Annotated in this window: 20 protein-coding genes; 10 read left to right on the top strand and 10 right to left on the bottom strand. The window is 64.2% G+C overall.

Annotated features, from left to right (window positions below; translation table 11 throughout):
* The first annotated feature begins 6 nt into the window (after positions 1-6).
* The 6 genes from FJ443_RS14500 to FJ443_RS14475 all read left to right on the top strand — a co-directional run bounded on the left by FJ443_RS14500 (position 7) and on the right by FJ443_RS14475 (position 5,827).
* On the top strand, positions 7-828 hold the full coding sequence (locus FJ443_RS14500; protein ID WP_140664593.1) for an ABC transporter ATP-binding protein: 822 nt from the start codon (positions 7-9) through the stop codon (positions 826-828).
* Positions 815-1,663: an ABC transporter permease gene (locus tag FJ443_RS14495; RefSeq protein WP_140516383.1), complete on the top strand. Its 849-nt coding sequence runs from the start codon at positions 815-817 to the stop codon at positions 1,661-1,663. Before FJ443_RS14500 ends, FJ443_RS14495 begins: the two co-directional genes overlap by 14 nt.
* Positions 1,664-1,667: 4 nt before the next feature.
* Positions 1,668-2,969: a cytosine deaminase gene (locus FJ443_RS14490; protein WP_140664591.1), complete on the top strand. Its 1,302-nt coding sequence runs from the start codon at positions 1,668-1,670 to the stop codon at positions 2,967-2,969.
* Positions 2,969-4,372, top strand: coding sequence for an FAD-binding oxidoreductase (locus FJ443_RS14485; protein ID WP_140664588.1), 1,404 nt, complete (start codon positions 2,969-2,971; stop codon positions 4,370-4,372). The genes FJ443_RS14490 and FJ443_RS14485 overlap by 1 nt, the downstream gene beginning before the upstream one ends.
* A 286-nt stretch (positions 4,373-4,658) precedes the next feature.
* On the top strand, positions 4,659-5,240 hold the full coding sequence (locus FJ443_RS14480) for an NAD(P)H-dependent oxidoreductase (protein WP_140664585.1): 582 nt from the start codon (positions 4,659-4,661) through the stop codon (positions 5,238-5,240).
* Positions 5,240-5,827 carry an NAD(P)H-dependent oxidoreductase gene (locus FJ443_RS14475; RefSeq protein WP_140516377.1) on the top strand — a complete coding sequence of 196 codons (588 nt, stop codon included), beginning with the start codon at positions 5,240-5,242 and terminating at the stop codon, positions 5,825-5,827. Before FJ443_RS14480 ends, FJ443_RS14475 begins: the two co-directional genes overlap by 1 nt.
* 46 nt (positions 5,828-5,873) lie before the next feature.
* On the opposite strand, the gene FJ443_RS14470 is transcribed toward FJ443_RS14475, so the two are convergent.
* Genes FJ443_RS14470 through FJ443_RS14455 form a run of 4 tightly spaced genes read right to left on the bottom strand, consistent with a single transcriptional unit; the run spans position 5,874 to position 12,537 of the window.
* On the bottom strand, positions 5,874-8,333 hold the full coding sequence (locus FJ443_RS14470; RefSeq protein WP_140664582.1) for an FAD-dependent oxidoreductase: 2,460 nt from the start codon (positions 8,331-8,333) through the stop codon (positions 5,874-5,876).
* The gene (locus FJ443_RS14465) at positions 8,330-9,511 is read right to left on the bottom strand and encodes a pyridoxal phosphate-dependent aminotransferase (RefSeq protein WP_140495619.1); all 1,182 of its coding nucleotides are present in this window, start codon (positions 9,509-9,511) and stop codon (positions 8,330-8,332) included. The genes FJ443_RS14470 and FJ443_RS14465 overlap by 4 nt, the downstream gene beginning before the upstream one ends.
* Positions 9,511-11,964 carry an FAD-dependent oxidoreductase gene (locus FJ443_RS14460; protein WP_140664579.1) on the bottom strand — a complete coding sequence of 818 codons (2,454 nt, stop codon included), beginning with the start codon at positions 11,962-11,964 and terminating at the stop codon, positions 9,511-9,513. Before FJ443_RS14460 ends, FJ443_RS14465 begins: the two co-directional genes overlap by 1 nt.
* Before the next feature lie 30 nt (positions 11,965-11,994).
* Positions 11,995-12,537 carry an XRE family transcriptional regulator gene (locus FJ443_RS14455; RefSeq protein ID WP_181167629.1) on the bottom strand — a complete coding sequence of 181 codons (543 nt, stop codon included), beginning with the start codon at positions 12,535-12,537 and terminating at the stop codon, positions 11,995-11,997.
* Between the two features lie 223 nt (positions 12,538-12,760).
* On the opposite strand from FJ443_RS14455, the gene FJ443_RS14450 reads away from it, so the two are divergent.
* Positions 12,761-13,465 (top strand): nitroreductase, encoded by a 705-nt coding sequence (locus tag FJ443_RS14450; protein ID WP_140516370.1) that lies wholly within the window; start codon positions 12,761-12,763, stop codon positions 13,463-13,465.
* 24 nt (positions 13,466-13,489) lie between these two features.
* Here the strand turns inward: FJ443_RS14450 and FJ443_RS14445 are convergent, their stop codons facing one another.
* From FJ443_RS14445 to FJ443_RS14420, 6 genes are all read right to left on the bottom strand, one after another.
* Complete coding sequence (locus FJ443_RS14445) at positions 13,490-14,932, bottom strand: MFS transporter (RefSeq protein ID WP_140664577.1); 1,443 nt, start codon at positions 14,930-14,932, stop codon at positions 13,490-13,492.
* 160 nt (positions 14,933-15,092) lie between these two features.
* A complete protein-coding gene (locus FJ443_RS14440; RefSeq protein ID WP_140664574.1) occupies positions 15,093-15,680 on the bottom strand; it encodes a sarcosine oxidase subunit gamma in 588 nt (195 codons plus the stop codon).
* Complete coding sequence (locus FJ443_RS14435; protein ID WP_140664572.1) at positions 15,673-18,666, bottom strand: sarcosine oxidase subunit alpha; 2,994 nt, start codon at positions 18,664-18,666, stop codon at positions 15,673-15,675. The genes FJ443_RS14440 and FJ443_RS14435 overlap by 8 nt, the downstream gene beginning before the upstream one ends.
* Entirely contained in the window at positions 18,663-18,959 is a 297-nt protein-coding gene (locus FJ443_RS14430) for a sarcosine oxidase subunit delta (RefSeq protein WP_140516363.1), read from the bottom strand. Before FJ443_RS14430 ends, FJ443_RS14435 begins: the two co-directional genes overlap by 4 nt.
* Before the next feature lie 54 nt (positions 18,960-19,013).
* Entirely contained in the window at positions 19,014-20,273 is a 1,260-nt protein-coding gene (locus FJ443_RS14425; RefSeq protein ID WP_140495627.1) for a sarcosine oxidase subunit beta, read from the bottom strand.
* Positions 20,274-20,535: 262 nt separating this feature from the next.
* A complete protein-coding gene (locus tag FJ443_RS14420) occupies positions 20,536-20,715 on the bottom strand; it encodes a hypothetical protein (protein WP_140664569.1) in 180 nt (59 codons plus the stop codon).
* On the opposite strand from FJ443_RS14420, the gene FJ443_RS14415 reads away from it, so the two are divergent.
* From FJ443_RS14415 to FJ443_RS14405, 3 genes are all read left to right on the top strand, one after another.
* Complete coding sequence (locus tag FJ443_RS14415) at positions 20,705-23,194, top strand: mechanosensitive ion channel family protein (RefSeq protein ID WP_140664566.1); 2,490 nt, start codon at positions 20,705-20,707, stop codon at positions 23,192-23,194. The genes FJ443_RS14420 and FJ443_RS14415 overlap by 11 nt on opposite strands.
* Positions 23,195-23,346: 152 nt before the next feature.
* A complete protein-coding gene (locus FJ443_RS14410; RefSeq protein ID WP_140495629.1) occupies positions 23,347-23,610 on the top strand; it encodes a hypothetical protein in 264 nt (87 codons plus the stop codon).
* Between the two features lie 206 nt (positions 23,611-23,816).
* A complete protein-coding gene (locus tag FJ443_RS14405; RefSeq protein ID WP_140495630.1) occupies positions 23,817-25,250 on the top strand; it encodes a UbiA family prenyltransferase in 1,434 nt (477 codons plus the stop codon).
* Positions 25,251-25,252 lie beyond the last annotated feature (2 nt).

The raw sequence follows: 25,252 nt of genomic DNA, 5'->3' as shown, positions 1-25,252 counted from the left end.
CCCGGCATGATGCAGGAAAAGGTGGCGCAAGCGCCAGTGAAGACTTCGGTCTCCTTGTTGGCGCTGCGGGGCGTCGGCAAAGTCTTTTCCAATGGCGTGGCGGCGCTCGCCGACGTCGACCTGACGATCCGGGAAGGGGATTTCCTCAGCCTGCTCGGGCCGTCCGGCTGCGGCAAGTCGACGGCGCTGCGGCTGATCGCTGGCCTGTCAACGCCGACCTCCGGCATGCTCGACTGGCGTGCGGGCGGTTCGCTCGACCGCTCGAACATCGGCTTCGTGTTCCAGGAGCCGACATTGCTGCCCTGGGCCAGCGTTTTCGACAATGTCTGGCTGCCGCTTAGGCTGAAGGGCGTCAGCCGCGCCAAGGCGGCACCGGTGGTGACCGAGATGCTGGCAAGGGTTCATCTCACCGGTTTCGAGAACGCGGTGCCGCGCGAACTGTCGGGCGGCATGAAGATGCGCGTCTCGATCGCACGGGCCCTGGTGACCAAACCGCGCGTGCTTTTGATGGATGAGCCGTTCGCGGCCCTCGACGAAATCACCCGCTTCAAGCTCAACAACGATCTGCTGGAGTTGTGGCAGGACGAGCGCTTCACCGTCGTCTTCGTCACGCATAGCGTCTTCGAAAGCGTGTTTTTGTCCAACAGGGTTGTCGTGATGGCGGCGCGGCCAGGCAGGATCTTCGACGAGCTTGCCATCGATGCGGCCTATCCGCGCGACGAGGCCTTTCGCACCTCCCCCGATTATGCGGCGCTGTGCCGGCAGACGTCCGACGTGCTGGCCAAGGCCATCAATTCAATTGCAGGCTCGCATCATGACGACCCTTGACGGTGCATTGAAACTCGACCCCGAGGAAGCACGCCGCGCGCGCCAGGAGCGGCTCGAGCGGATCGGCCGCTGGGTTCTGCCGCTGGCGATCATGATCCTGGCGATCTGGCTGTGGGACCGTATCTGCGTGTGGAATGAAATTCCGCAATACATCCTGCCGCGTCCCGGTGTGGTGCTGGCAACGCTCTACAACGACGCCGGCCTGCTGTTCTCCGCACTGCTGGTCACCTTGCGCATCACCTTCCTCAGTCTGCTCCTTGCCGTCATCGGCGGCGTCGGGCTGGCGGTGCTGTTCGCGCAGTCGAAATGGGTGGAGATGTCGTTCTTTCCCTTCGCCATCGTGCTGCAGGTGACGCCGATCGTGGCCATCTTCCCGCTGATCAACATCTATGTCGACAACCAGACGACCAAGCTTCTGCTCTGCGCCTGGATCGTCGCCTTCTTTCCGATCCTCTCCAACACCACCCTCGGCCTGAACTCGGTCGACCGCAATCTGCGCGACCTGTTCAAGCTCAACGGCGCAACGCGCTGGCAGCAATTGCGCTATCTCAGGCTGCCGGCGGCGATGCCGTATTTTCTCGGCGGGCTGAAGATCGCCGGCGGCCTGTCGCTGATCGGCGCGGTGGTGGCCGAGTTCGTCGCCGGCGCCACCGGCCAGTCTTCGGGCCTCGCCTCGCGCATCATCGAGGCAGGCTACCGGCTGAACGCGCCCAGGCTGTTCGCGGCGCTGTTCCTGATCTCGCTGACCGGCATCCTGATCTTCCTCGTGCTGTCGCTGATTTCGCATCTCATCTTACGGCGCTGGCACGAGAGCGCGCTGAAGCAGGAGCGGTAGCGCCTTGATTCCAAACACAGGTTCATACCGGCTCGCCAACGCACGCGTTCATCGGTCCGTCACGCCTGGCCTTGCCGCGCCCTTCGACGGCGACGGTTTCGCACTTGCCGACATCGCGGTGGGCGACGGCAAGATTTCCAGCATTGCTGTTCCTGGCAGATCGAACGCACCTGCCGATGCGATCGACCTCGGCGGGCGGATTCTGCTGCCGTGCTTCATCGATTGCCACACCCATATCGACAAGGGCCATATTTGGCCGCGAAAACCCAATCCTGACGGCACTTTCATCGGGGCGCTGAATGCCACAGGTGCCGACCGCACTGACCGCTGGAGTGCCGAGGACGTGGCGCGGCGCATGGATTTCTCGCTGCGCTGCGCCTACGCGCATGGCACCAAAGCACTGCGCACGCATCTGGACAGTGTCCCGCCGCAGGAGGAAATCTCCTGGCCGGTGTTCGAGACGATGCGCGAGAGGTGGCGCGGCCGCATCGAGTTGCAGGGCGCCTGCCTGATTGGCGTCGAGGGCGTGCGCGACAAGAATTGGTTCGACAGGCTGGCCAAAAGGGTGGCCGCCGCCAAGGGCGTGCTTGGCGTCGTCACCTACATGGTGCCGGATCTGGAAGAACTGCTCGACCATGTCTTCGCCCAAGCCGTCAAGCATGGCCTCGATCTCGATTTCCATGCCGACGAGACCGACGACGTCGCGGCGATCTCGCTGAAGAAGATCGCCGAGGCGTCGCTATGGAGCGGCTTCGAGGGCAAGATCCTCGTCGGCCACTGCTGTTCGCTGGCGCGCCAGCCGGACCTCGACGTGCTGGACACCCTGGACAAGGTGGCGAAAGCCGGGCTGGCGATCGTCTCGCTGCCGATGTGCAATCTCTATCTGCAGGACCGGCGGCGCGATCAGACTACGCCGCGCTGGCGCGGGGTGACGATGCTGCACGAGATGAAGGCGAGGGGCATTCCGGTCGCGGTCGCTTCCGACAACACGCGCGATCCCTTCTATGCCTATGGCGATCTCGACATGCTGGAGGTCTACCGCATGGCGACGCGCATCCTGCATTTCGATCATCCGGTCGCCGATTGGCCGCGGGCCGTCACGGCAACGCCGGCTCACGTGATGCGGCTCGATGGTTTCGGCACGCTTGCCGCCGGCGGCGATGCCGACTTCATTGTCTTCAAGGGCCGCAGCTGGACGGAATTGCTGTCTCGGCCCGAATCGGATCGCATCGTGGTGCGCGCCGGGCGAGCGATCGACCGGCAATTGCCCGACTATGCCGAACTCGACGAGCTGATGGTGGACTGATGGATATCGCCGCGCTGAAACGCGATCTCGACGGGATCAAACTCGACGACAATCCGGCCATCGTCCAGCAGAAAAGCCGCGATTTCTACTGGTACAGCCCGGTGCTGAAGCAGCAGCTCGATCACGTCACCGGCGACCTGGTCGTGACACCCAAGAACGAGGCCGAGCTGATCCGCGTGCTCGCCGCCTGCCACCGGCATGGCGTGCCGGTGACGCCGCGCGGCAGCGGCACAGGCAATTACGGCCAGGCGATGCCGCTCTCGGGCGGCGTCGTGCTCAATCTCGCCGAGATGAACGAGATCAAGTCGATCGCGCCGGGGCGCGTGGTGACCGGGCCGGGCGCGGTGCTGGCCGACATCGACAAGGCAACGCGGGCGCATTCAGGGCAGGAACTGCGGCTCTCACCCTCGACCTACAACACCGCCTCGATCGGCGGCTTCATCGCCGGCGGTTCGGGCGGCGTCGGTTCGATCAATTTCGGCGGCTTGCGTGATTTCGGCAATGTGCTGCGCCTGCGCGTGGTAACCATGGAGGCCGAGCCGAGGGCGCTCGAACTCACAGGCGAGGATCTGCACAAGGTGACCCACGCCTACGGCACCAACGGTATCATCACCGAAGTCGAGATGCCGCTGACCGCGGCCTATGAGTGGATCGACATCATTGTCGGCTTCGACGCCTTCATGAATGCGGCGCGCTACGGCAACGCGCTGGCCTGCCAGGACGGCATCCTGACCAAGCTGATCACGCCGATCGCGGCACCGGTGCCGCAGCTCTATTTCAAACGGCACCAGAAATTCCTGAAGGATGGGCAGAGCATCTGCGTCGTCATGGTGGCGCGGCATGGGCTGGACGCCTTTCTCGCTTTCACGCGGCGGGCTGGAGGCGAGGTGATCTTCAACGCCGCCACGGCGACGCCGGAGGAGAAGAAGGGTCTGCCGCCGGCCTATGAACTGGCCTGGAACCACACGACGCTCAGGGCGCTGCGAATCGACCCCGACATCACCTATCTGCAGTCGCTCTATCCCTTTCCCAACCAGCTGGCGCTGGTCGAGAAAATGGACGCGATGTTTCCAGGCGAAGTATTCTCGCATCTGGAGTTCGTGCGGCTGGATGGCAACATCACCTGCTTCGGCCTGCCGCTGGTCAAGTTCACCACCGAGGCGCGGCTCGACGAGATCATCCGCTTGCATGAGGAGAATGGCTGCCCGATCTTCAACCCGCATCGTTACACGCTGGAAGAGGGCGGCATGAAGCAGACCGATGCGGTGCAACTCGCCTTCAAGCGCGAGACCGATCCGCAAGGACTGCTCAATCCCGGCAAGATGATCGCCTGGGAAAACCCGGATTATGACTACCGTTCGGGACGAACTTTTCTGTTCAAGGGGCTGCAGAGGACGGGATGAGGAGAGGTTCGCGCTTGAACACCCCCCTCTGGCCTGCCGGCCCGGGCCCTTCGCTGTCGCTTCGGGCGTTCGTCGCTCGGAAAGCCAAGAAATTGGCTTCCCGTCCGCTGCGCGGACCACTCCTCACCCCCCGCATGGGGGGAGATCGGCAGCTTAAGCGCTGCCGCCAACCTGCCGCGCTGACAATTGGCGAAAGCAAGGAGATAGTCCGATCTCCCCCCTTGCGGGGGAGATGCCCGGCAAGGCAGAGGGGGGTGCCTCGCGCTGACCCAGGCAATGCCTCGCCATGAACATCCTCGTCCTCCACGCCCATCCGGTCGAAACCAGCTTCAATGCCGGCCTGCACCGGACGATCGTCGAGCGACTGACGGCTGCCGGTCATGCGATTGACGACTGCGACCTCTATGCCGAGGATTTCGACCCGCGGCTCTCTCGCCAGGAACGGCTAGACTATCACAATCCGCGCGGCTCCGCCGACCCTGCGGCGCCGTATGTCGAACGCCTGTTGCGTGCCGATGCGCTGGTGCTTTCCTATCCGGTCTGGAATTACGGCTTTCCGGCAATTCTGAAAGGGTTCTTCGACCGCGTCTTCCTGCCCGGCGTGTCGTTCAAGCTGGTCGACGGCAAGGCGCAGCCGTCGCTGCACAACATCGGGAAGATCGCGGCGGTCACCACCTATGGCGGCAGCCGGTTCCGCGCCATGCTGATGGGGGACCCGCCGCGCAAACTGGTCCAGCGCATGCTGCGCGCCACAGTCAAGCCGGGCGCTTCGGTTTCCTACCTGGCGCATTATTCGATGAACATTTCGAGCGACGAGACGCGCAAGGCGTTCTTGGCCAAGGTCACGGCCAGCATGGACAGATTCTGATGCGCGCGCTGGTGGTTTATTGCCATCCGGTGCCGGAGAGTTTTTGCGCCGCTATCCGCGACACCGCCGTGGAGGTGCTGACGCGAAAGGGCTGGGAGGTGCGGCTGCTCGACCTCTATGCCGAGAAGTTCGATCCGGTGATGAGCTGCGAGGAACGGCGTTTCTACAACAACCAGGCGCCGCAGGACCTTGCGCTGAAGCCGCATTTCGAGCTGCTCAACTGGGCCGAGGCAATCCTCTTCGTCTATCCGACCTGGTGGTACGGGCTGCCGGCGATGCTGAAGGGTTGGCTCGACCGGGTGTGGGCGACGGACGTCGCCTTCAAGCTGCCGGCCGGCAAGGGGCGGATCAAGTCGCTGATGCGGCATGTGACCAAGGTCGGCGTCATCACCACCTGCGGCGCGCCGACATGGTGGAGCGTCGTCGTCGGCCAGCCCGGGCGCAAGACCTTGCTGCGCGGCATGCGCGCGCTGTGCGCCACGCGCTGCCGGACTTTCTTCATGGCGCACTATCTGATGGACGCCTCGACGCCGAAGACGAGGGCCGCGTTTCTGGCGAAGGTGCGGGCGAAGCTGGAGCGGTTTTGAGGGGGTGAACTTCCCTTCTCCCACAAGGGGAGAAGGGAAAAACGCGCTACATCTTCACCCGTTCCGATTTCGGATCATACATCGGCTTCAGCGATGCCTCTGCCGCAAACCGCTCGCCGGCGATCTCGATCTCATAGGACGAGGCCAGCACATCCGCCTCGGTCTCGCCCTGGCAGGGCACATAGCCCAGCCCGATCGCGCCGCCGAGATGGTGGCCGTAATTGCCTGAGGTGATCGGACCGACGATCTTGCCGTCGCGCAGGATCGCCTCGTTGTGGAAGAGCAGCGGTTGCGGGTCCTTCAGCCGGAACTGGACCAGCCGGCGGCTCAATCCGGCTTCCTTCTTCTTCAACACCGCGTCGCGGCCGATGAAATCGCCCTTGGCCGTCTTCACCGCGAAGCCGAGGCCGGCTTCCAGCACATTGTCCTCGTCGGTGATGTCGTGACCGAAATGGCGGAAAGCCTTTTCGATGCGGCAGGAATCGAGCGTATGCAGCCCGCACAGCTTGAGGCCGACATCGGCGCCGGCCGCTTCGATGGCTTCAAAGACGTGGGCCGCCTGGTCGGTCGAGACATAGAGCTCCCAGCCGAGTTCACCGACATAGGTGACGCGATGGGCGCGGGCGAGTCCCATGCCGATTTCGATCTCCTGGAAGGTGCCGAACGGGTTGTTCTCGTTGGAGAAGTCATTCGGGCTGACCTTCTGGATCAGTTTTCGCGCATCCGGGCCCATCAGGCAGAGCACGCTTTCGGCAGCGGTTACATCGGTGATGACGACAAACGCCTCATCGACGTGCCGGCGTAGCCAGGCGAGGTCGCGCTGCAGCGCGGCGCCGGGCACGACGAGGAAATAGGCGGTGTCCGACAGGCGCGACACCGTGAGATCGCTCTCGATGCCGCCGCGCCGGTTGAGCATCTGCGTGTAGACGATCTTGCCCGGCGCCACGTCTATGTTGTTGGCGCAGAGTTTTTGCAGGAACGCGCAGGCGTCGCGGCCCTCGACGCGGATCTTGCCGAACGAGGTCATGTCGAACAGGCCGACCTTGTTGCGGACGGCGAGGTGCTCCTCGCGCTGGTTGTCGAACCAGTTCTGCCGCTTCCAGGAATAGCGGTACTCGCGCTCCTGTCCCTCGCGCGCGAACCAGTTGGCGCGCTCCCAGCCGGCGACCTCGCCGAACACGGCGCCGCGCGCCTTCAGATGCTCATGCAGGGGTGAACGGCGCACGCCGCGCGATGTCGCCATCTGGCGATAGGGGAAATGGTCGGCATAGAGCAGGCCGAGCGTTTCGGAGACGCGCTCCTTGAGGTAACGGCGGTTCTTCTGGAAAGGCTGGGCGCGGCGGATGTCGACTTCCCACAGGTCGAACGGTGCCTCGCCGTCGTTGATCCACTGTGCCAGCGCCATGCCGGCGCCGCCTGACGAGACGATGCCGATCGAATTGTAGCCGGTCGCCATCCAGTAGCCACGCAGTTCCGGCGCCTCGCCGAGATAGTAGCGGTCGTCGGGCGTAAAACTCTCGGGGCCGTTGAAGAAGGTGTGGATGCCGGCGGTCGCCAGCATCGGCATGCGGTTTACGCCCATTTCCAGGATCGGCTCGAAATGGTCCATGTCCTCGGGCAGTTGATCGAAGCAGAAGTCCTCGCGGATGCCGTCCATGCCCCAGGGCTTGGCCACCGGCTCGAAGGCGCCGAGCATCATCTTGCCGGCGTCTTCCTTGTAATAGGCGCACTCGTCGGGCACGCGCAGCACCGGCAGGCGGCTCAGCCCCGGGATCGGCTCGGTGACGAGGTAAAAATGCTCGCAGGCGTGCAGCGGGATGGTGACGCCGTTCTGGGCGCCCAGTTCGCGCGCCCACATGCCGGCGCAGTTGACGACGATGTCGGCCTCGATCGTGCCTTGCTCTTCGCCCTGCGCCCAGGACACGCCGGTGACGCGGCCCGCCTTGGTGTGGACCTTGGTGACCTTCACATTCTCCACGATGGTGGCGCCGCGTTGGCGCGCGCCCTTCGCCAGCGCCATGGCGATGTTGGCGGGGTCGCACTGGCCATCAAGCGGCAGATGCACGGCGCCGACGACGTCGGACACGTTGAGATGCGGGTACATCTCCTTGACTTCCCTGGGCGAAATCTCGCGCACGTCGACATCGAAGGCGCGGGCGAGTGACGCCTGACGATAGATCTCGTGCTTGCGCTCCTCGGTCAGCGCGACGGTGATCGAGCCGACTTGGCGCATGCCGGTGCCGACCTCGGTCTCGGCTTCCAGCTTGACGTAGAGGTCGGCCGAATATTTCGCCAGCCGCGTCATGTTCTGCGAGCCGCGCAACTGGCCGATCAGGCCGGCGGCATGCCATGTCGTGCCCGAGGTCAGCTGCTTGCGCTCCAGAAGGACGATGTCGGTCCAGCCGAGCTTGGCCAGGTGATAGGCGACCGAGCAGCCCGAAACGCCGCCGCCGATGATGACGGCCCTTGCCTTGGCGGGAATGGTTCTGGGGGAAGGGATGTTCATGCGGCCTCGCGGCGGTAGCTGGAGACAAAGCGGCGCAGCCGGAGTGCTGCTTCCCGCAAGACGGGTTCCGGCTGGCACAGGCTGACGCGGATATGGCCTGCCGCGGCCTCGCCGAAGCTGGAGCCGGGCATGACGCCGACCTTCTCCTTGTCGAGGAAGGCGAAAGCGAATTTCTCGTCGTCGGATTCGACGGCCGATATGTCGAGCATGACATACATGCCGCCTTCGGAGCCGCGCACGCCGACATCGTTCATGCCTCGCACGGCGTCGAGCAGGACGGCGCGTCGCGCCGCATAGCGTTCGGCGATTTCCTTCACGCCATAACCCTTCTCCAGAGCCTCGGTGCAAGCGATCGAGATGAAGGCCGGGAGGCCGTAGGTCGTCACCAGATTGAGGTTGGTCAGCAGCGAGATCATCTCGCTGGGGCCGGTCAGCCAGCCCATGCGCCAACCGGTCATGCCATGGCTCTTGGACATGGAATTGATGACCAGCGTGCGCTCGGCCATGCCGGGCAGGGAACGCGGCGAGATGTGCTCGCCACCGCCGAGCGTCCAGTAGACTTCGTCGGACAGCAGCCACAAATCGTGCTCGCGGCAGACCTCGGCCAGCTGTTCCAACCGTTCGCGCGAATAGACGGCTCCGGTCGGGTTGTTCGGCGTGTTGATCAGGATGGCGCGCGTATTCGGCCGAAGTGCCGCCCGGATCATGTCGGCGCGGGGCTGGAAACCGTCCTCGGCCGGCGTCTCGACAACCGTGAAGGTCGCGCCCGCGGCGCTGAAGGTGTTGGGGTAGGTCGCGTAGTATGGCGCGACCACGATGGCGTGGTCGCCCGGATCGAGCACGGCCTGCACGGCGGCGTAGAGCGCCGCCTGGCCGCCCGGCGTGGCGATGACCTGGTCCGGCGTCGTCCCGACGCCCGTGCAGGCGACCGAGGCCGCCGCCATCGCCTTGCGCAGGCGCGGCAGGCCGGGCAAAGGGGTATAGTGGTGATTGCTGCCGCGAACCGCGGTCACGCAGGCCTCGATCGTTTCGGAAGGTGTGTCGAAATCGTGATCGCCGACCGACAGCATGATGATGTCCTCGCCGGCTTCCTTGCGGGCCCACGCGGCGAAATGGACTTCCCAGCCATCCTTGCCCGACGGCACGATGCCTGAAATGCGCGATGATGGTTTTGGCATCAGGCTCTCAACCTTTCGTTTTTCGGATCCCACAAAGGCTCATCGTTCTGCACGACCGCCTTGAAACGGTCGCCGAAGATCTCGATCTCCACGGCGGTGCCGGGCTCCGCCAGATCGGCACGCAGCATGCCGAGCGCGATCGACTTGCCGACGCGATGACCCCAGCCGCCCGACGTCGTCTCGCCGACGATCTGGCCTTCACGCCACAGCGTCGACATGTAGGGCGCGTCGCAATCGCCGGGGTTTTCCACCACCAGCGTGACGAAGCGCTTCCTGACGCCCTGCTGTTTCTCGTTCTGCAGCGCTGCCTTGCCGCGGAACTCGGGCTTGTCCCATTTGACGAACCGCTCGAGCCCGCCTTGCAGGATCGAATAGTCGGTCGAAAGGTCGCCCTTCCAGGTGCGGTAGCCCTTTTCGAGCCGCAGCGAATCCAGCGCGTACATGCCGAATGGTTTCAGGCCGTGCGGCTGTCCCGCCGCGTAGATGGTGTCGAAAACGGCGGCGGTGTCGTCGACCCTGGTGTGGATTTCCCAGCCGAGTTCGCCGGCGAAGGAGACGCGGACCAGCTTCGCCCAGCGCCCGGCGATCTTGGTTTCCTGATGCGTGAGCCACGGCAAGGTCAGGTCGGCCTCACAGACGGCGGCGAGGATTTCCCGCGACTTGGGTCCGGCCAGGATTTGGGTGGAGAATTCCTCGGTCCGGTCGATCAGCTTGAAAGTCGCATCCACGGGCATGTGCGATTTCAGCCATTCGAAATCATGCCATTGCGCCACCGCCGCGGTGATCAGCGTCATGGATTCCTCGCCGTGGCGCACCACCGACATTTCGGTGACGATGCGGCCCTTGTCGTCGGAGAAATAGACGAGACCGATGCGGCCGGGCTTCGGCACGAGGCCGGTCACTTGCCGGCTAAGCCATTCGGCGGCGCCCGGACCTTCGAGGTTGAAGCGCGAAAAACCCGGCAGGTCGAGGATGCCGGCGGCGTCGCGGACGGCCAGGCATTCCTCGCGCACGCGGTGCTGCCACGGCCCGTCGCGACGGAAGGTGAGCGTTGCTTCCTCCGAGACGTCGTCGCCATCCTGCGCATACCAGGTGGCGCGCTCCCAGCCATTATAGGCGTCGAAGCGCGCGCCGAACGCCTTCATGCGATCATGGATCGGCGACAATTTCCTGTCGCGTCCCGCCGGCCAGGCATGGCGCGGAAACTGGATGGCGTATTCGTTGCCGTAGATCTCCATGCCTTTGGCAACGCAGTAATCCGGAGCCGAAGCGAAGGACGTGAAGCGGCGCGGGTCGCAAGACCACATGTCCCATTCGGTCTGGCCTTGCGTGACCCATTCGGCCAACACCTTGCCTGCACCGCCGCCTTGCGCGATGCCGAAGGTGAAGACGCAGGCCTCGAACGCATTGGGGACGCCCGGCATCGGCCCGATCAGCGGATTGCCGTCCGGCGCATAGGGGATCGGGCCGTTGATGACCTTGGACAGGCCGGCGGTACCCAGGATCGGCACGCGGGCGACGGCGTCTGCCAGATAGTGTTCCAGCCGGTCGAGATCGTCGGGGAAAAGCTGGAAGGAAAAATCCTCCGGCATCGGGTCGTTGTGACCAGCCCAATGCGCGCGGCAATTGCGCTCATAGGGACCGAGATTCATGCCGTTCTTTTCCTGGCGCAGATAATAGGAGGTATCGACGTCGCGCAGCAGCGGCAACTTTCTGCCCTGTTCCTTCGACCATGCCGCGAGTTCGGGGATCTCCTCGAACAGGATATACTGATGGCTCATCACCATCATCGGCACCTCGCGGCCGAACATTTTTCCGACTTCGGCGGCACGGTAGCCGGCGGCGTTGACGACGATCTCGCAGCGGATCTCGCCTTGCGGCGTCACGACCACCCATTCGTCCCTTTCGCGGCGCACGCCTGTCACCGGGCAGAAGCGTATGATCCGGGCACCCATGTCGCGCGCGCCCTTGGCCAGCGCCTGGGTCAGCTGCGCCGGATCTATGTCGCCGTCGCTCGGGTCGTAGAGGGCGCCTTCCAGCTCATGCGTCTCGATGAAGGGATAGCGGCGCTTGATCTCGTCCGTGCCGACGATATCGATGTCCATGCCCTGGTAGCGGCCCATGCCCTTGGCGCGCTGGAACTCCTGCATGCGCTCTTGCGTGTGGGCAAGCCGCAGGGAGCCGGTGACATGGTAGTTCATGGGATAGTCGACGGCCTCGGCCAGCCCGCGATAGAGCTCGGTCGAATAGCGCTGCATGTTCATCAGCGACCAGGACGAGGAGAAGGTCGGCACGTTACCGGCGGCATGCCAGGTCGAGCCGGAGGTGAGTTCATTCTTTTCCAGGAGAACGCAGTCGGTCCAGCCCGCCTTGGCGAGATGGTAGAGCGAGGAGGCGCCGACGACACCGCCTCCGATGATCACCACGCGTGCCGTGCTCGGCAAACCGGCCATGTTCTTCTCCAACCCTTGGTCCAATTTCATTCAATAAACTGGCGGCGAAACCACCCAGATGACGACCGCCGGCTCCATTCCCGGATTGCGCCAGCGGAATGGCTTGCCCTCGAAGCGAAAGGAATCGCCTTCGCCGAGCCGATGCCATGTCCCCGATATTTCGATGTCGAACGTCCCCGACACGACATATCCAGCCTCTTCGGTCGGCCGGCGCGCCTCGCTCTTGAGCTCGGCGCCCGGCGCGAAGACGGAACGCAGCATCTCGAAGCTACCGCCGAGATCGGGCGACAGAAGCTCCTCCATGAGGCCGGATTCGCTTGTGCCAAGGGTGCGGCGGCTGCCGGCCCGCACGACCGCGCCGCGCTCGCTTTCGACAGGCACGTCGTGGCCGAAGAACAGGCTGACCGGCACGCCGAACAGTTCGCCGAAAGCCCGGAGATCACTGAGCGACGGTGTCGACAGGCCGCGTTCGACCTGGCTGACCCAGCCGACCGACCGGCCGAGTTTCAGGGCGATCTCGGCGAGCGTCAGCCCACGCGCCTTGCGCAGCGCCCTGATATCGCTGGCCAGCAATCGCTCGTAATTTCCCTGCAATGCTTTCGCTGTAGCTGGAGGCAAATCGCGCTCTCGTGAAAAAATCCCATCAAATTTCATGAGATGCCGGAGCGGTGAAAAAATCAAGCGGATTTTCACGGGTGCACAAGATTTGCTTGCGCGATTTTGGCGGTTCATGCAAAGGCTCGGCCGCGAGCGGCGAGTGGGGACGTCCGATCGGGACACAGGGTAAGGACGGCCCATGCTTGGAAAGAAGGCTCGAATCACGGTTGATGCCGAGATCGTCGACGACGCGATCGTATCGCGCCGGTCGGTGCGCGCTTTTCTGCCCGACATGGTCGACGACAACACGATCCGCGACATACTGGCGGTCGCGGCACGCGCCCCTTCCGGCACCAATATGCAGCCATGGCGGGTCTATGTCACCAAGGGTGACACCAAGCAGCGGATATCGGATGCCATCCTGAATTCCGGCATCCGTGCTGAAAAGGCCGATTGGGACGAATATCGCTATTATCCCACGCAGTTCTTCGAACCCTACCTGACCCGCCGCCGCGCCAACGGTTTCGGGCTCTACGGCGCGCTCGGCATCGGTCGCCGCGAGGTCGACAAGATGCGTGCCCAGCACGACCGCAACTTCGTCTTCTTCGACGCGCCGGTCGGCATGATCTTCACCATCGACCGCCGGCTTAACCAGGGTTCCTGGATCGACTACGGCATGTTCCTGCAGAACATCATGGTTGCCGCGCGGGGCAGGGGCTTGCACACCTGTCCGCAGGCGGCGTTCGCGCCCTATCACCGGCAGATCAGGCCGGTGCTCGGCATTCCCGACGAGGAGATCGTCGTCTGCGGCATGGCGCTCGGTTATGAAGATACGTCGAAGCCCGAAAACGCCTTCCGAACCGACCGCGTGCCGCTGGAGGAATGGGTGACGTTCAGCGAGTAGGCCGCTGCTGCGCTGCGACATCCGCTATTCCGTGTTCATCTGGGCGCCATGGCCGCTGACATGGGCGCCATCCTGCGGCGTCAGCTTGAGATAGGCTGATAGCGCGCACAGCGTGATGACACCCTCGATTACGAACAATATCCGGAAGTGATTGGCGACGGCCGGGCCGCCGCCGGCCAGAAACGATAGTGCAGCGGCGGCGAGGCCGACGCTGATCGCCACCGCCAGTTGCCACAATATGTAATAGAGCGCGCTGAAGCGGGCGAGCTGCTCGGGCGCGATGTCGGAATAGGCAAGGTTGCCGGTCGACGCCCATTGCGCGGAGCGGAAGACGCCGAAGATGAAGATGTAGGCAAGCACGATCCACACCGGCGTGGTCGCCTGCATCAGGGCAAAGCCCGCAACCATGGCCGCGACGACGGGCGTGTTGAAAACCAGCACGCGGCGGAAACCGAAGCGGTTGAGCAGGCGAGGCATGAAGACACGCATGACCACCGACCCGACCGCGGCGACGAAGGTCAGCGATCCCGCCTGCACGGCGCTCATGCCGAAGCCGAGCTGGAACATCAGCGGCAGCAGGAAGACGACGGAGCTGAGGCCGATCGTGTCCAGACCGCCGCCGGTCAGGAAGGAGATGCGGAAGGTGCGGATGCGCAGGAGCTTGAGGTCGAGCAAGGGATTGCGCACGCGCAGGCAATAGAACGAGGCGACCGTCAGGATGACCAGCGCCAGGGCAAGCTCGGCCGCGATCACGCCGGCGGCCGCATCTTTCGCCGCCAGCGAATCCATGCCGAAGACAAGCAGGACCATGCCGCTGCCGACCAGCAGGAAGCCCGGGAAATCGAACGGTGTGCGCACGGGTTTGGTCACCGTCGGAAACAGCGAGGCGGCAAGGACAGCCGCGGCCAGCGCGAAGGGCACGTTGATGAAGAAGATCCAGCGCCAGGAAATGTAAGTGGTCAGCGCGCCGCCGACGAGCGGACCGACGAGCGGGCCGGACTGGCCGGCCAGCGAGATATACATGTTGATCTTCAGCGTCCGGCTTCGAGGGAAGGTCGACAGGATGACGACCTGACCGAGCGTGCCCATCAGCGCGCCGCCGAAGCCCTGCAGCGCGCGGGCGCCGACCAGCGTCCAGATGTTGTCGGACAGGCCGCACAGCGCCGACGAGGCGGCGAATACCAGCAGCGCAAAGCAGTAGACGTTGCGCAGGCCGAAGCGGTCGGCAGCCCAACCGCCGAGCGGCATCGAGATGATCAGGCTGGCGACGTAGACCGTGATCAGCAGGCCAAGCTGGCTCGGTGGGCGGCCAAGGCTTTCGCTGATGCCGGGCAGCGCCGTCACCACGACATTCTGGTCGAGGCTGGTCATGAACACGCCGCAGGCGACCGTCAGCGGCAGCAGGAGCAGGGCTCTGGCTGGCACATCGGCGCGATCGGTGGCGCCGGCGGATATTTCTGCGGTCATGGAGATATTCGAACCAAACGGATGCGCGGATTCTGGAGACGGGTTTTGTTACCCTTCGGACCGGCTTGACGGCCATGTCATGCCAGTATGACGGCCGCCGGCGCATTGCTGTAGCGTCAGAGCCAGCCGGCCTTGATGCCAGAATTCGTCGACCCCGAGCCTACTGTACCTCGTAGCCGACTTCCTCGCTGGCGTGACACAGCGCCTTCCAGAAGGAGCGCGCGAAAGAACGGAAGACGTAGATGTCGAACTGGTCGCCGCCGGTGCGCTGGACCTGGGCGAAGATGTCGTGATGGGTGGTCGACCGGCCGGCGTCGAGTGGGAAGGCCGGCAGCGTGAAATCGATGGCGAAGAACTTCGCCAGCACCCATTCGGCCTTCGGACCGGCGATGCGGATCGCGGTGCGGCCATGCGAAAGATCGGTCACCGTGCCGATGGCGGGGGTCACCACGCCCGCGAAAGCCGCGGCCAGCCCCTCGGCTTCGTCGGCTACGGTGAACTTTCCCGGTGCGAAACCGAATGCCGATTTGGCGCCATTGGTGGCGCCACCGCCGGCACCGTCGGGCAACGTAAGCCCGGTGACGGCGCGGATGCCTGATATCAGTTTCTTCTCTTCGCCCGGCCAGGCGGCGAGCTGCACGATCGAGCCCGGTCTCGTCTCGGTCAGGATGACCTCGACACCATGTTCGAAATTGCCGTGCGAGCCGACATGGAATTCCGGTTCCAGCGGTGAAAGGCGCTCAACCATGCATGCGGCTCCCGTCCGGATCGTAGAAGTGGTTGGAAACAATCTCGACCGGTCCGAACCGGTTGCGCAGCGGATCGGAGACATGGGCGCGCGAGCCGTGCCTGGCCTTGCCGCCTTTGATCAGCGCCAGCGCGATGTGCTTGCCGAGCGCCGGCGAATAGCAGCAGGCCGTGATGTGGCCGATGGAGCCGTGCGGGTTGGACTCGTCAAGCTCCTCGACGATATGCGCGCCGCCGTTGAGCGGCCTGTTGTCGAGCGCGACCAGCCCGACAAGTTCCAGCCGGTCGGGGGAGATGAGGCCCTCGCGGTCCATCATCGCCGAGCCGATAAACGGCTTCTTCTTCGACAGCATCCAGTCGAGATGCAGATCGCGCGCCGTGGTGCGGCCGTCGATCTCGGCGCCCGTCACATGGCCTTTCTCGATGCGCATCGTGCCCAGTGCTTCCAGTCCGTAGGTCACCAGTCCGAACGGCTTGCCGGCCTCGATAAGCGCTCCCCAGACATGCGTGCCATGGTCGGCGCCGCAATAGACCTCGAACGCCATTTCGCCGGAAAAGGACAGCCGGCAGATCATCACCGGCACACCAGCGATCTGGCCATGCACGATGCCCATGAACGGCAGCGCCGCATTGTCGACAGCGGTGCCGACGACGCAGCCGGCCAGGATCTGCCTGGCTTTCGGCCCGCCGATCGCGGCACCCGCCCACTGGTCGGTCACGGAGGTGACATGAACCTTGAGCTCCGGCCAGACCACATCGAGGAAATATTCCAGATGCTGCATAACCTTGCCGGCATTGGCCGTGGTGGTGGTCATCAGGAAATCCTGTTCGCCGAGCCGCCATGTGGTACCGTCGTCGAAGGCCAGTCCGTCCTCGCGCAGCATCAGCCCGTAGCGCGCCTTGCCAACGGCCAGCGTGGAAAACATGTTGGTGTAGACACGGTCGAGGAATTCGGCCGCGTCCGGACCTTGCACCGCGATCTTGCCCAGCGTCGAAACATCGACGATGCCGGCGCTTTCGCGCGTCGCCCTGGCCTCGCGCACATAGGCCTGCTCGACCGTCTCGCCGGCAAGGCCATAGATCATCGGCCGGTACCACAGGCCGGCGGAATACATGGTCGCGCCATTGGCGACATGCCAGTCATGCATCGGCGTCAGCCGTTCGGGCTTGAGGTCGCCGAAGCGCTCCGCCGCCAGCGATCCGATCGAAACCGGCGCAAAAGGCGGCCGGAAGCGCGTCGTGCCGACTTCCGGGATCGGCTTGCCCAGCGCCTCGGCCATGATGGCAAGGCCGGGGACGTTGGAATTCTTGCCCTGGTCAGTCGCCATGCCGAGCGTGGTGTAGCGTTTCAGATGCTCGACCGAGACGAAGCCTTCGCGGTGCGCCAGCCGCACGTCCTCCGACGTCACGTCGTGCTGGAAGTCGACGAAGCTCTTGCCGCTGGCCCTGATCTCGAACACCGGCGCCGGATCGGGATCGCAAGCTACGGCTTCGACCGAGGGCAGTGCGGCCGGCGTGGCTTGCGCGCCTGCCGCGGCAAGGCCTGCGGCGCGGCCCTCGGTTACCGCTTCGGCGGTGGAAAAGCTGCCGGTGAAGGCGCCGGCGCCAATCCAGTTCTGCGTCGGCTTCGGCGGCAGGAAGGCTTGTCGGGCGGCATTCCACTGCGCCTTGCCGCCGGCCTGGCTGGCCAGATGGATGGTTGGCGACCAGCCGCCCGACATCAAGAGGCAGTCGGCATGGATGCTGCGGGCGTCGCCGGTGAGCGTGCCGTTGGTCATGTCGAAGCGCTGCAGCTTGACGCCGGAGAGCGCCTTGCCGCCCTCAGTGGCGATCACGGCATGGCCGGGAAAGATCTCGGCTTCGGTCTCCTCGGCCAGCTTGCGCATTTCGCCCGAAAGCTCGGGACGGACATCGACAATCGCGGCAATCCTTGCGCCGGCCTTCTTCAGCGCCAGGGCGCAGCGATAGGCGCTGTCATTGTTGGTGAACAGCGCGACCGTCTGCCCCGCCAGCACGCCGAATTCGTTGGCGTAGCGCTCCGCGGCATGCGCCAGCATCACGCCCGGGCGGTCATTGCCCGGAAATACGAGCGGTCGTTCGAAAGCGCCGGTGGCCAAGACCACCGATCGGGCGCGGATCGCCCAATAGCGATGGCGCGGTTCGCCCTTGCCGGGTGTCTCCTTGTGATCGGTGACGCGCTCAAGGGCGGCAAGCGTATTGCTGTCGTAGTAGCCCCAGACCGTGGTGCGCGGCAGAAGCCGGACGTTGTCGTAACCCTCGAGCTGGGCCACGGTTCGCCTGGCCCAGTCGGCCGCCGGCAGGTCATCGATCGTCTCGTTCGACCAGTTGGCAGAGCCGCCGAAACGCGGATCGAGTTCGGCAAGCATGACGCGCGCGCCCTGATCAGCAGCGGCCTTGGCGGCCGTCAGCCCGGCAGGGCCGGAGCCGACCACCAGCACGTCGCAAAAGGCGTTCATGCGCTCATAGCGCGCCGGGTCGGCGGTGGAACCGGCCCGGCCGAGGCCGGCGGCGCGGCGGATGAAATGCTCGCAGAACATCCAGAAGCGCGTGCCCTTCAGCGGACCGATCACCGGACCCATGAAGGTCTTGTAGTAGAAGCCGGCCGATAGGAGCTTGCCGCCGAGCTGGTTGACGGCGCTGACGTCCCAGGCCAGCGACGGAAAACGGTTCTGGCTGACGGCGACCAGCCCGTCATGAAGCTCGACCATGGTCGCCGCGACGTTGGGCTCGCGGACCTCGCCCTTCAGCACCGTCACCAGTGCGTTCGGCTCTTCCACGCCTGCTGTCAGGAGGCCGCGCGGGCGGTGGTATTTGAACGAGCGCCCGTAAAGCGTGACGCCGTTGGCCAGCAGCGCCGAAGCCAGCGTATCGCCGGCATGGCCGGTGTAGGGCGTGCCATCAAAGGTGAAGCGGATGGTCTTCAGCCGGTCGATGCGGCCGCCGGTCTCGGTCCGGCGCGGGCTCACGATCTGCCCTCCGCCTTGCGCCGCGCGACCGGACCGTGATCGCCGCGTGCGAAGGCGACGCTGGAAATCTCATGCGTCAGCGTGTTGCGCACGACCCTGAGATGCGCGCGACAGCCGCCGGAATGCTGCCAGATCTCGTTGTGGTCTCCGGCCGGGTTCAGCCGGTCATAGACATAGGCGTTCCAGGCTTCGAAGTTCTGCGAGGCGGGGTCGGGACGCTCGCGGTTGCCGTCACCCTGGTAGGTGAACTCGATGACGTCGCGCGGGCCGCAATAGGGACAAGTGATCAACATCGGATATTCCTGGTGCAGCCTTGCTTGGTGAAGCCTTGCTTGGAGAGATATTGTTCAGTGCAGTCTGGGATTGGCGCCCTGGCCTTTGTCGTCGATCACCAGGCCGCGATGGAAGCGGTCGAGCGTGAAGGGGGCGTTGAGGTCATGCGGCTCGTCCTTGGCGATGGTCCAGGCAAAGCACCAGCCGGAGGCGGGCGTCGCCTTGAAGCCGCCATAGCACCAGCCGCAGTTGAGATACATGCCGGGCAGGGGCCCGGTGGTGATGATGGGCGAGCCGTCCATCGACATGTCGCAGACGCCGCCCCAGGAGCGCAGCATGCGCACGCGGGCAAGCCCCGGGAACAGCGCCAGCATCTCGCTCATCACCTCGTCGACGATGGGCAGGTTGCCGCGCTGGGCGTAGCTGTTGTAGCCGTCGATGTCGCCGCCGTAGACGAGGCCGCCCTTGTCCGATTGCGACATGTAGAAATGGCCCATGCCGAACGTGACGACCGTATCGATGAAGGGCTTCAGCGATTCGGTGACGAAGGCCTGCAGCACATGGCTCTCGATCGGCATCGTCTCGATGCCGGCAAGCTGCATCACCCGGCCGGTGCTGCCGGCCACCGCGACCGCCACCTTCTTGGCGCGGATGTCACCGCGTGATGTGGTGACGCCGGTGATGCGGTCGCCGTCGCGCAGGAAGCCGGTGACCTCGCAATTCTCGATGATGTCGACGCCGCGCCGGTCGGCGCCGCGCGCATAGCCCCAGGCCACGGCGTCGTGGCGGGCGGTGCCGGCGCGCCGCTGCATCAGGCCGCCGACCACGGGGAAGCGTGCATCACTGGAAATATCGAGCGCGGGGATCAGGCGCTTGATTTGCGCCGGCGTCATCAGTTCGGCGTCGACACCGAGATGGCGCATGGCGTTGCCGCGCCGTGCATAGTCGTCGAACTGGGCCGGCGTGTGCGCCAGGTTCAGGCAGCCGCGCTGCGAGAACATGACGTTGTAGTTGAGATCGTGCGACAGGTTCTCCCACAGCTTCATCGAATGCTCGTAGAAGCGGGTGTTGGCGGGCAGCAGATAGTTGGAGCGCACGGCGGTGGTGTTGCGGCCGACATTGCCGGAGCCGAGCCAGCCTTTTTCCAGCACCGCGACATTGGTGATGCCGTGTTCCTTGGCGAGATAATAGGCGGTCGACAACCCGTGCCCGCCGCCCCCGATGATGATGACGTCGTAGGATGCCTTCGGGTCCGGCTTGCGCCAGGCCGGCTTCCAGTCCTTGTTTCCCTTGAGCGCGTTCGCGAGCAGCGAAAGGGCCGAGTACTCTGCCATGGATATGATGTCCGTTTCGGGCGATGCGGCAGACTATAGAGCAGGCCGCACGCGCAAAGCCAATATTGCGCCATCGCCTTTCGACTGGCCGACGCTCCAGATCAGCGCAGGTGCGGTCGGATCAGGCGACGAGTCCGGGTGACGGGGTCCTTCGCCGGCGCGCTGTTGATGGAGCATTGAACGAAAAAACCCGCCTGTGCGGCGGGTCGTTGGCGCAACTCAGCACCATGACTGAATATCTACCATAGCTGCCTTCACTCAGTCAAGAAAAAATTCCTATCATAAAGCTGCCGGCACAACGGGACTGGCGGTCGTCAGGTCTTTGTTGCCCGAGTTCGGAGCCCTGGCGGTCGGATGCGACGGCTTGCCCCATGATATGGCCGTCTTTATCAAATTCAATTGCCATTGCCGCCTTGAGTCGCCAACAAATCATGTTTTTCAAATTGCTTCGTCTCGTCTTGATGTTCGCGCTTGTCGTTTCGGCGCCGCTTTCGTTCGATGCGTCGGCGCAAGGGCTTGGCCAGGCGCCTGCCGGACTGGTCGCCGACCAGCAGAAAATCCTTCAGGACCTGACGACCAAGACCGATAATTTCGACAAGAAGATCCAGCAGGACGGCGACGACGACGCCACTCTCGTCGATATCCGCCTGCAACTCGAGGAACTGTCGCGGCAATCGCTGAACAGCGCGCTGGCCTTCCGCACCCGCCTTAGCGAGATCAACAGCCGGCTCGAGCAGCTTGGCCCGGCACCCGCCGCAGGCCAGCCGCCGGAACCCGACATCGTCAGCACCGAGCGCCAGGCGCTGGTCTCCGAAAAGGCCGAGATCAACGCGGTCATCGCGCAGGCGCAGACGCTGTCGATCCGCATCAGCGGGATGATCGACAAGATCGGCAACATGCGCAGCGCGCTTTTCCGCAATCTCCTGACCAAGCGCTATGTGCTGTCGGATGCGCTGAGCCCACAGGTCTTTTCCGACGCCCGCGACGAGTTCGGCAATTTCTACAAGGCGGTCTCGTCCTGGCTGAGCTTCGCCTTCAGGTTCAAGTTCCAGGCCATTCTGGCGGCAACCTTCGTGGCGCTCGGGCTGGCCCTGGTGCTTCTGGTCGGCGGCAGGCGGTTGTTTGGACGGGTGTTCGAAGCCGAACCGTCCAATGAGGACCCGTCCTATCTCAGCCGCCTGTCGGTGGCCTTCTGGTCGACATTGCTGCCGACGCTGGCGGTCGGCGCCTTTCTTGGGTCGACGATTTTCTTTTTCAACTATTACAACGTTTTGCGCGGCGACATTGGCCTTTTCCTCAACGCGCTGGCGACGGTCATCGGGGTGGTGTTCTGCGTCAATCGGCTGGCCAATGCGGCGCTCGAGCCACGGCTGCCGAACTGGCGCCTGATCCCGGTCGAATCCGGCCCGGCGCGTTGGCTGGTGCGCCTGACCACCGCCATGGCCGTGGTCATCAGCGTCAACACCTTCCTGTCCGTCATCAACGACAAGATGGGATCGCCGCTGTCGCTGACGATCGCGCGCAGTTTCGTGGCCACCATCGTCGTCGGCATCATCCTGATCCTGATGGCGATGCTGCGGCCGTTCAAGGCCCGTGACGGCAGCTGGCGGCCTTGGCCGGCATGGCTGCGCTACCTGGCGCTGGCTCTGGGGCTCTTCACCATCATAGCCGCCTTGCTTGGCTATATCGGCCTTGCGCTGTTCGTGTCGCTGCAGGTGGTGGTCACCGGCACGGCGCTCGTCACCGCTTATATCGGCTTCCTGTCGGCACAGGCGATCGGCGACGAGGGCGCCTTCGCCAATACGTCGGTCGGGCGCTGGCTGTCGGCCAATTCCAGCTACGAGGACACCGCGCTCGACCAGTTCGGCCTTGTCGTCAGCGTGGCCATCAACGTGATGATCGTGCTGGTCTTCCTGCCGCTGATCCTGTTGATGTGGGGCTTCCAACTGGGCGACATCCAGGCCTGGGCGTACAAACTGGCGACCGGGATTAATATCGGTTCGGTGACGATTTCGGTCACCGGCATCCTTTCGGGCATCGTCGTCTTCATCATCGGCTATTTCCTGACGCGCTGGTTCCAGGGCTGGCTCGACGGTTCGGTGATGGCGCGCGGCAAGGTCGACACGGGGGTGCGCAACTCGATCCGGCTGGCCGTCGGCTATGCCGGCGTGGCACTTGCGGCACTGATCGGCATCTCGGCGGCGGGCATCGACCTGTCCAGCCTGGCGCTGGTCGCCGGCGCGCTTTCCCTCGGCATCGGCTTTGGCCTTCAGAACGTGGTGTCGAACTTCGTCTCGGGCCTGATCCTGCTGGCCGAGCGGCCGTTCAAGGTCGGCGACTGGATCGTCGCCGGCGACATCAGCGGCACCGTCAAGAAGATCAGCGTGCGCGCCACCGAGATCGAGACCTTCCAGCGGCAGTCGGTGATCCTGCCCAATTCGAACCTGATCAACAACGCCGTCGGCAACTGGACGCACCGCAACAAGCTCGGCCGCATCGACATCAAGGTCGGCGTCGCCTATGGCAGCGACGTCAAGCAGGTGCACGCCGTCCTGCTCGAGATCGCCCGCGGTCATCCGCTGGTGCTGAAGAACCCCGAACCCTTCGTGCTGTTTTCCAATTTCGGGCCTGCCGCGCTGGAATTCGAGATCCGCCTGTTCCTGGCCGATGTGATGAACGGCAACATCGTGCAGAACGATATCCGCTTCACCGTGCTGGAGACGTTCAGCGATCAGCATATCGAGATACCCTCGACGCCACGCGCGGTCGTCGAGCCCAAGCATGTCAAGGCCTGGCCGACCGACGACGACAAGATCGAGGCCGATTTCGCCGAACAGGAACGAGCAAAGGCGGAAGCCGCGGCCGAGGCCAAACGTCTCTCCAGATCAGGACGCAAGGCGAAGAAGCCTGATCCGGATTAGATCGGCGGTCGTAAGGTTCAGGCCATCAAACCAATTGCGGCATGAATGCGGCATTCAGTTGCGGTTCAGCTTCCATCTCATATAAGCTCCCATGCAAAGGCGAGAATGCCTTGCGAAATGCAACAGAGGCGGTGGGAACACCGATATTGCACATGTGGAAGTCTCTCGTCGCTGCCGTCGCCTTGCTCGCCGTGAGCGGGTCGGCCCATTCCGCCAGCGCGGTCAACAAGGACGCCGAGACCCGCACGCTGATCGTGACGGAAGGCGGCAGCAAGACCGACCTGGCGCTGGCCGCCGGCGAAACCGTGGAATTCTGCCCGAATGGCTGCTTCGTCACCTTGCCCAATGGCGATCTCGAAGCCCTGACCGGCTCGGAAACGGTCGAGATCTCGGGCGGCATCGCCCGCATCAAGTAATTTTTGTCCACATCTCTTGAGAGGCCGGACATTTGCCCGGCCTTTTATTGTTTCCGGTAGCGGTTGTTTAACAATGATACGGGAAATACCGCGGTGACAGCCGCCCACAACCCGGCGTTTTAACGTTCGTTACGCCGTCTCCCCGCTATACGTCTTGTGAAGACGCCGACAAACGGCGCGACGGGTTCGAGGCAGGGCAGGACGACATGGACGCGCGGTCCGACGGAAACGCAATACCGCTTGCGGTCGATCTCGACGGCACGCTGATCGCGACCGACCTGCTATGGGAAGGACTGTTCATCCTTCTCAAGAAGAACCCGCTCTACATTTTCCTCGTGCCTTTCTGGGCCGCCGCCGGGCCGGCCCGGCTGAAGCAAGCCATCGCCCAGCGCGTCGATATCGATCCCGCGTCGCTGCCTTACCGCGCGCCATTGCTCGACCGCATCCGGGCCGAGCATGCCGAAGGCCGCAAGATCGTGCTGGCGACAGGCACGCCGCGCAAATTCGCCGACGCCATCGCTCGCCACCTCGGTGTCTTCGACCGGGTGCTGGCGACGGACGGGGTCGACAATCTGACTTCCGGCAAGAAGCGTGCCTCGCTTATTGCGGCCTATGGCGATGGCGGCTTCGATTATGCCGGCAACAGCCGCCATGATCTCAAGGTTTTCGATGCGGCACGCAGCGCGATCGTGGTGGCGCCGGACCGCCACGCCGCGCGCTGGCAGGCGGCGCATGGCGCCGAAACCATGTCGGCGCCGAAACCGACATTGCGGACCATCGTCAAAATGCTGCGCGTGCATCAGTGGCTGAAGAATTCGCTGATCGCGGTGCCGATGGTGCTGTCGCACGAATATTTCAACACCGGCATGATCTGGGAGTGCGTGCTGGCGTTCATCTCGTTCAGCGCGGTGGCGTCGGCCATCTATATCCTCAACGATTTCTTCGACCTGGCGCTTGACCGCAAGCATGCCACCAAGCGTCACAGGCCATTCGCCAGCGGCGCGCTCTCCATCCCGTTCGGGATCGGCGCGATCGCGGTGCTGCTGGCGATCGGCATCGGCACAGGACTGTTTCTGGCGCCCGAATTCCTCGCCGTGCTCGGCGGCTACATGGCTGTCACCACGGCTTACTCGCTGTCATTCAAGCGCATGCTGCTGGTCGACGTGCTGACGCTGGCCGGCCTCTACACGATCCGCGTTCTGGCGGGCGCGGCCGCGACCGGCGTCGAGGTTTCGTTCTGGCTGCTCGCCTTCTCGATCTTCTTCTTCCTGTCGCTGGCGCTGGTGAAGCGCTTCGTCGAATTGCGCACCACGGCCATTCCACCCGGCGAGCGCATTGCCGGGCGCGGATATCGCACCGAGGACCAGGAGATCGTCGCCCAGGCCGGCATGGCTTCGGCCTTCTCCTCGGCACTGGTGCTGGCGCTCTACATGGATAGTGTTGCAGTGCGTGAGCTCTACCCGCATCCCTGGCTGATCTGGCCGCTGCCGCCGATCGTGCTTTATCTCACCATGCGGGTCTGGATCCTGGCGCGTCGCGATGAGATGCATGACGATCCGGTCGTGTTCATCATCCGCGACTGGCGCAGCCAGATCGTGGTGCTGATCGGCGCCGTGCTGCTGGTGATCGGGGGCTGGTAGAC

The organism is Mesorhizobium sp. B2-6-1 (genome assembly GCF_006440475.1).
Lineage (GTDB): Bacteria > Pseudomonadota > Alphaproteobacteria > Rhizobiales > Rhizobiaceae > Mesorhizobium.
Note: the sequence above shows the minus strand (reverse complement) of the source record. Positions and strands in the feature narration are given on the sequence as shown.

Bases quoted from the DNA above. Each gene is read 5' to 3' on its own strand.
- FJ443_RS14470 (WP_140664582.1), bottom strand. From the start codon at position 8,333: ATGAACATCCCTTCCCCCAGAACCATTCCCGCCAAGGCAAGGGCCGTC.
- FJ443_RS14460 (WP_140664579.1), bottom strand. From the start codon at position 11,964: ATGGCCGGTTTGCCGAGCACGGCACGCGTGGTGATCATCGGAGGCGGT.
- FJ443_RS14430 (WP_140516363.1), bottom strand. From the start codon at position 18,959: ATGTTGATCACTTGTCCCTATTGCGGCCCGCGCGACGTCATCGAGTTC.
- FJ443_RS14495 (WP_140516383.1), top strand. From the start codon at position 815: ATGACGACCCTTGACGGTGCATTGAAACTCGACCCCGAGGAAGCACGC.
- FJ443_RS14440 (WP_140664574.1), bottom strand. From the start codon at position 15,680: ATGGTTGAGCGCCTTTCACCGCTGGAACCGGAATTCCATGTCGGCTCG.
- FJ443_RS14415 (WP_140664566.1), top strand. From the start codon at position 20,705: ATGTTTTTCAAATTGCTTCGTCTCGTCTTGATGTTCGCGCTTGTCGTT.
- FJ443_RS14480 (WP_140664585.1), top strand. From the start codon at position 4,659: ATGAACATCCTCGTCCTCCACGCCCATCCGGTCGAAACCAGCTTCAAT.
- FJ443_RS14405 (WP_140495630.1), top strand. From the start codon at position 23,817: ATGGACGCGCGGTCCGACGGAAACGCAATACCGCTTGCGGTCGATCTC.
- FJ443_RS14485 (WP_140664588.1), top strand. From the start codon at position 2,969: ATGGATATCGCCGCGCTGAAACGCGATCTCGACGGGATCAAACTCGAC.
- FJ443_RS14445 (WP_140664577.1), bottom strand. From the start codon at position 14,932: ATGACCGCAGAAATATCCGCCGGCGCCACCGATCGCGCCGATGTGCCA.
- FJ443_RS14475 (WP_140516377.1), top strand. From the start codon at position 5,240: ATGCGCGCGCTGGTGGTTTATTGCCATCCGGTGCCGGAGAGTTTTTGC.
- FJ443_RS14500 (WP_140664593.1), top strand. From the start codon at position 7: ATGATGCAGGAAAAGGTGGCGCAAGCGCCAGTGAAGACTTCGGTCTCC.
- FJ443_RS14425 (WP_140495627.1), bottom strand. From the start codon at position 20,273: ATGGCAGAGTACTCGGCCCTTTCGCTGCTCGCGAACGCGCTCAAGGGA.
- FJ443_RS14465 (WP_140495619.1), bottom strand. From the start codon at position 9,511: ATGCCAAAACCATCATCGCGCATTTCAGGCATCGTGCCGTCGGGCAAG.
- FJ443_RS14450 (WP_140516370.1), top strand. From the start codon at position 12,761: ATGCTTGGAAAGAAGGCTCGAATCACGGTTGATGCCGAGATCGTCGAC.
- FJ443_RS14410 (WP_140495629.1), top strand. From the start codon at position 23,347: ATGTGGAAGTCTCTCGTCGCTGCCGTCGCCTTGCTCGCCGTGAGCGGG.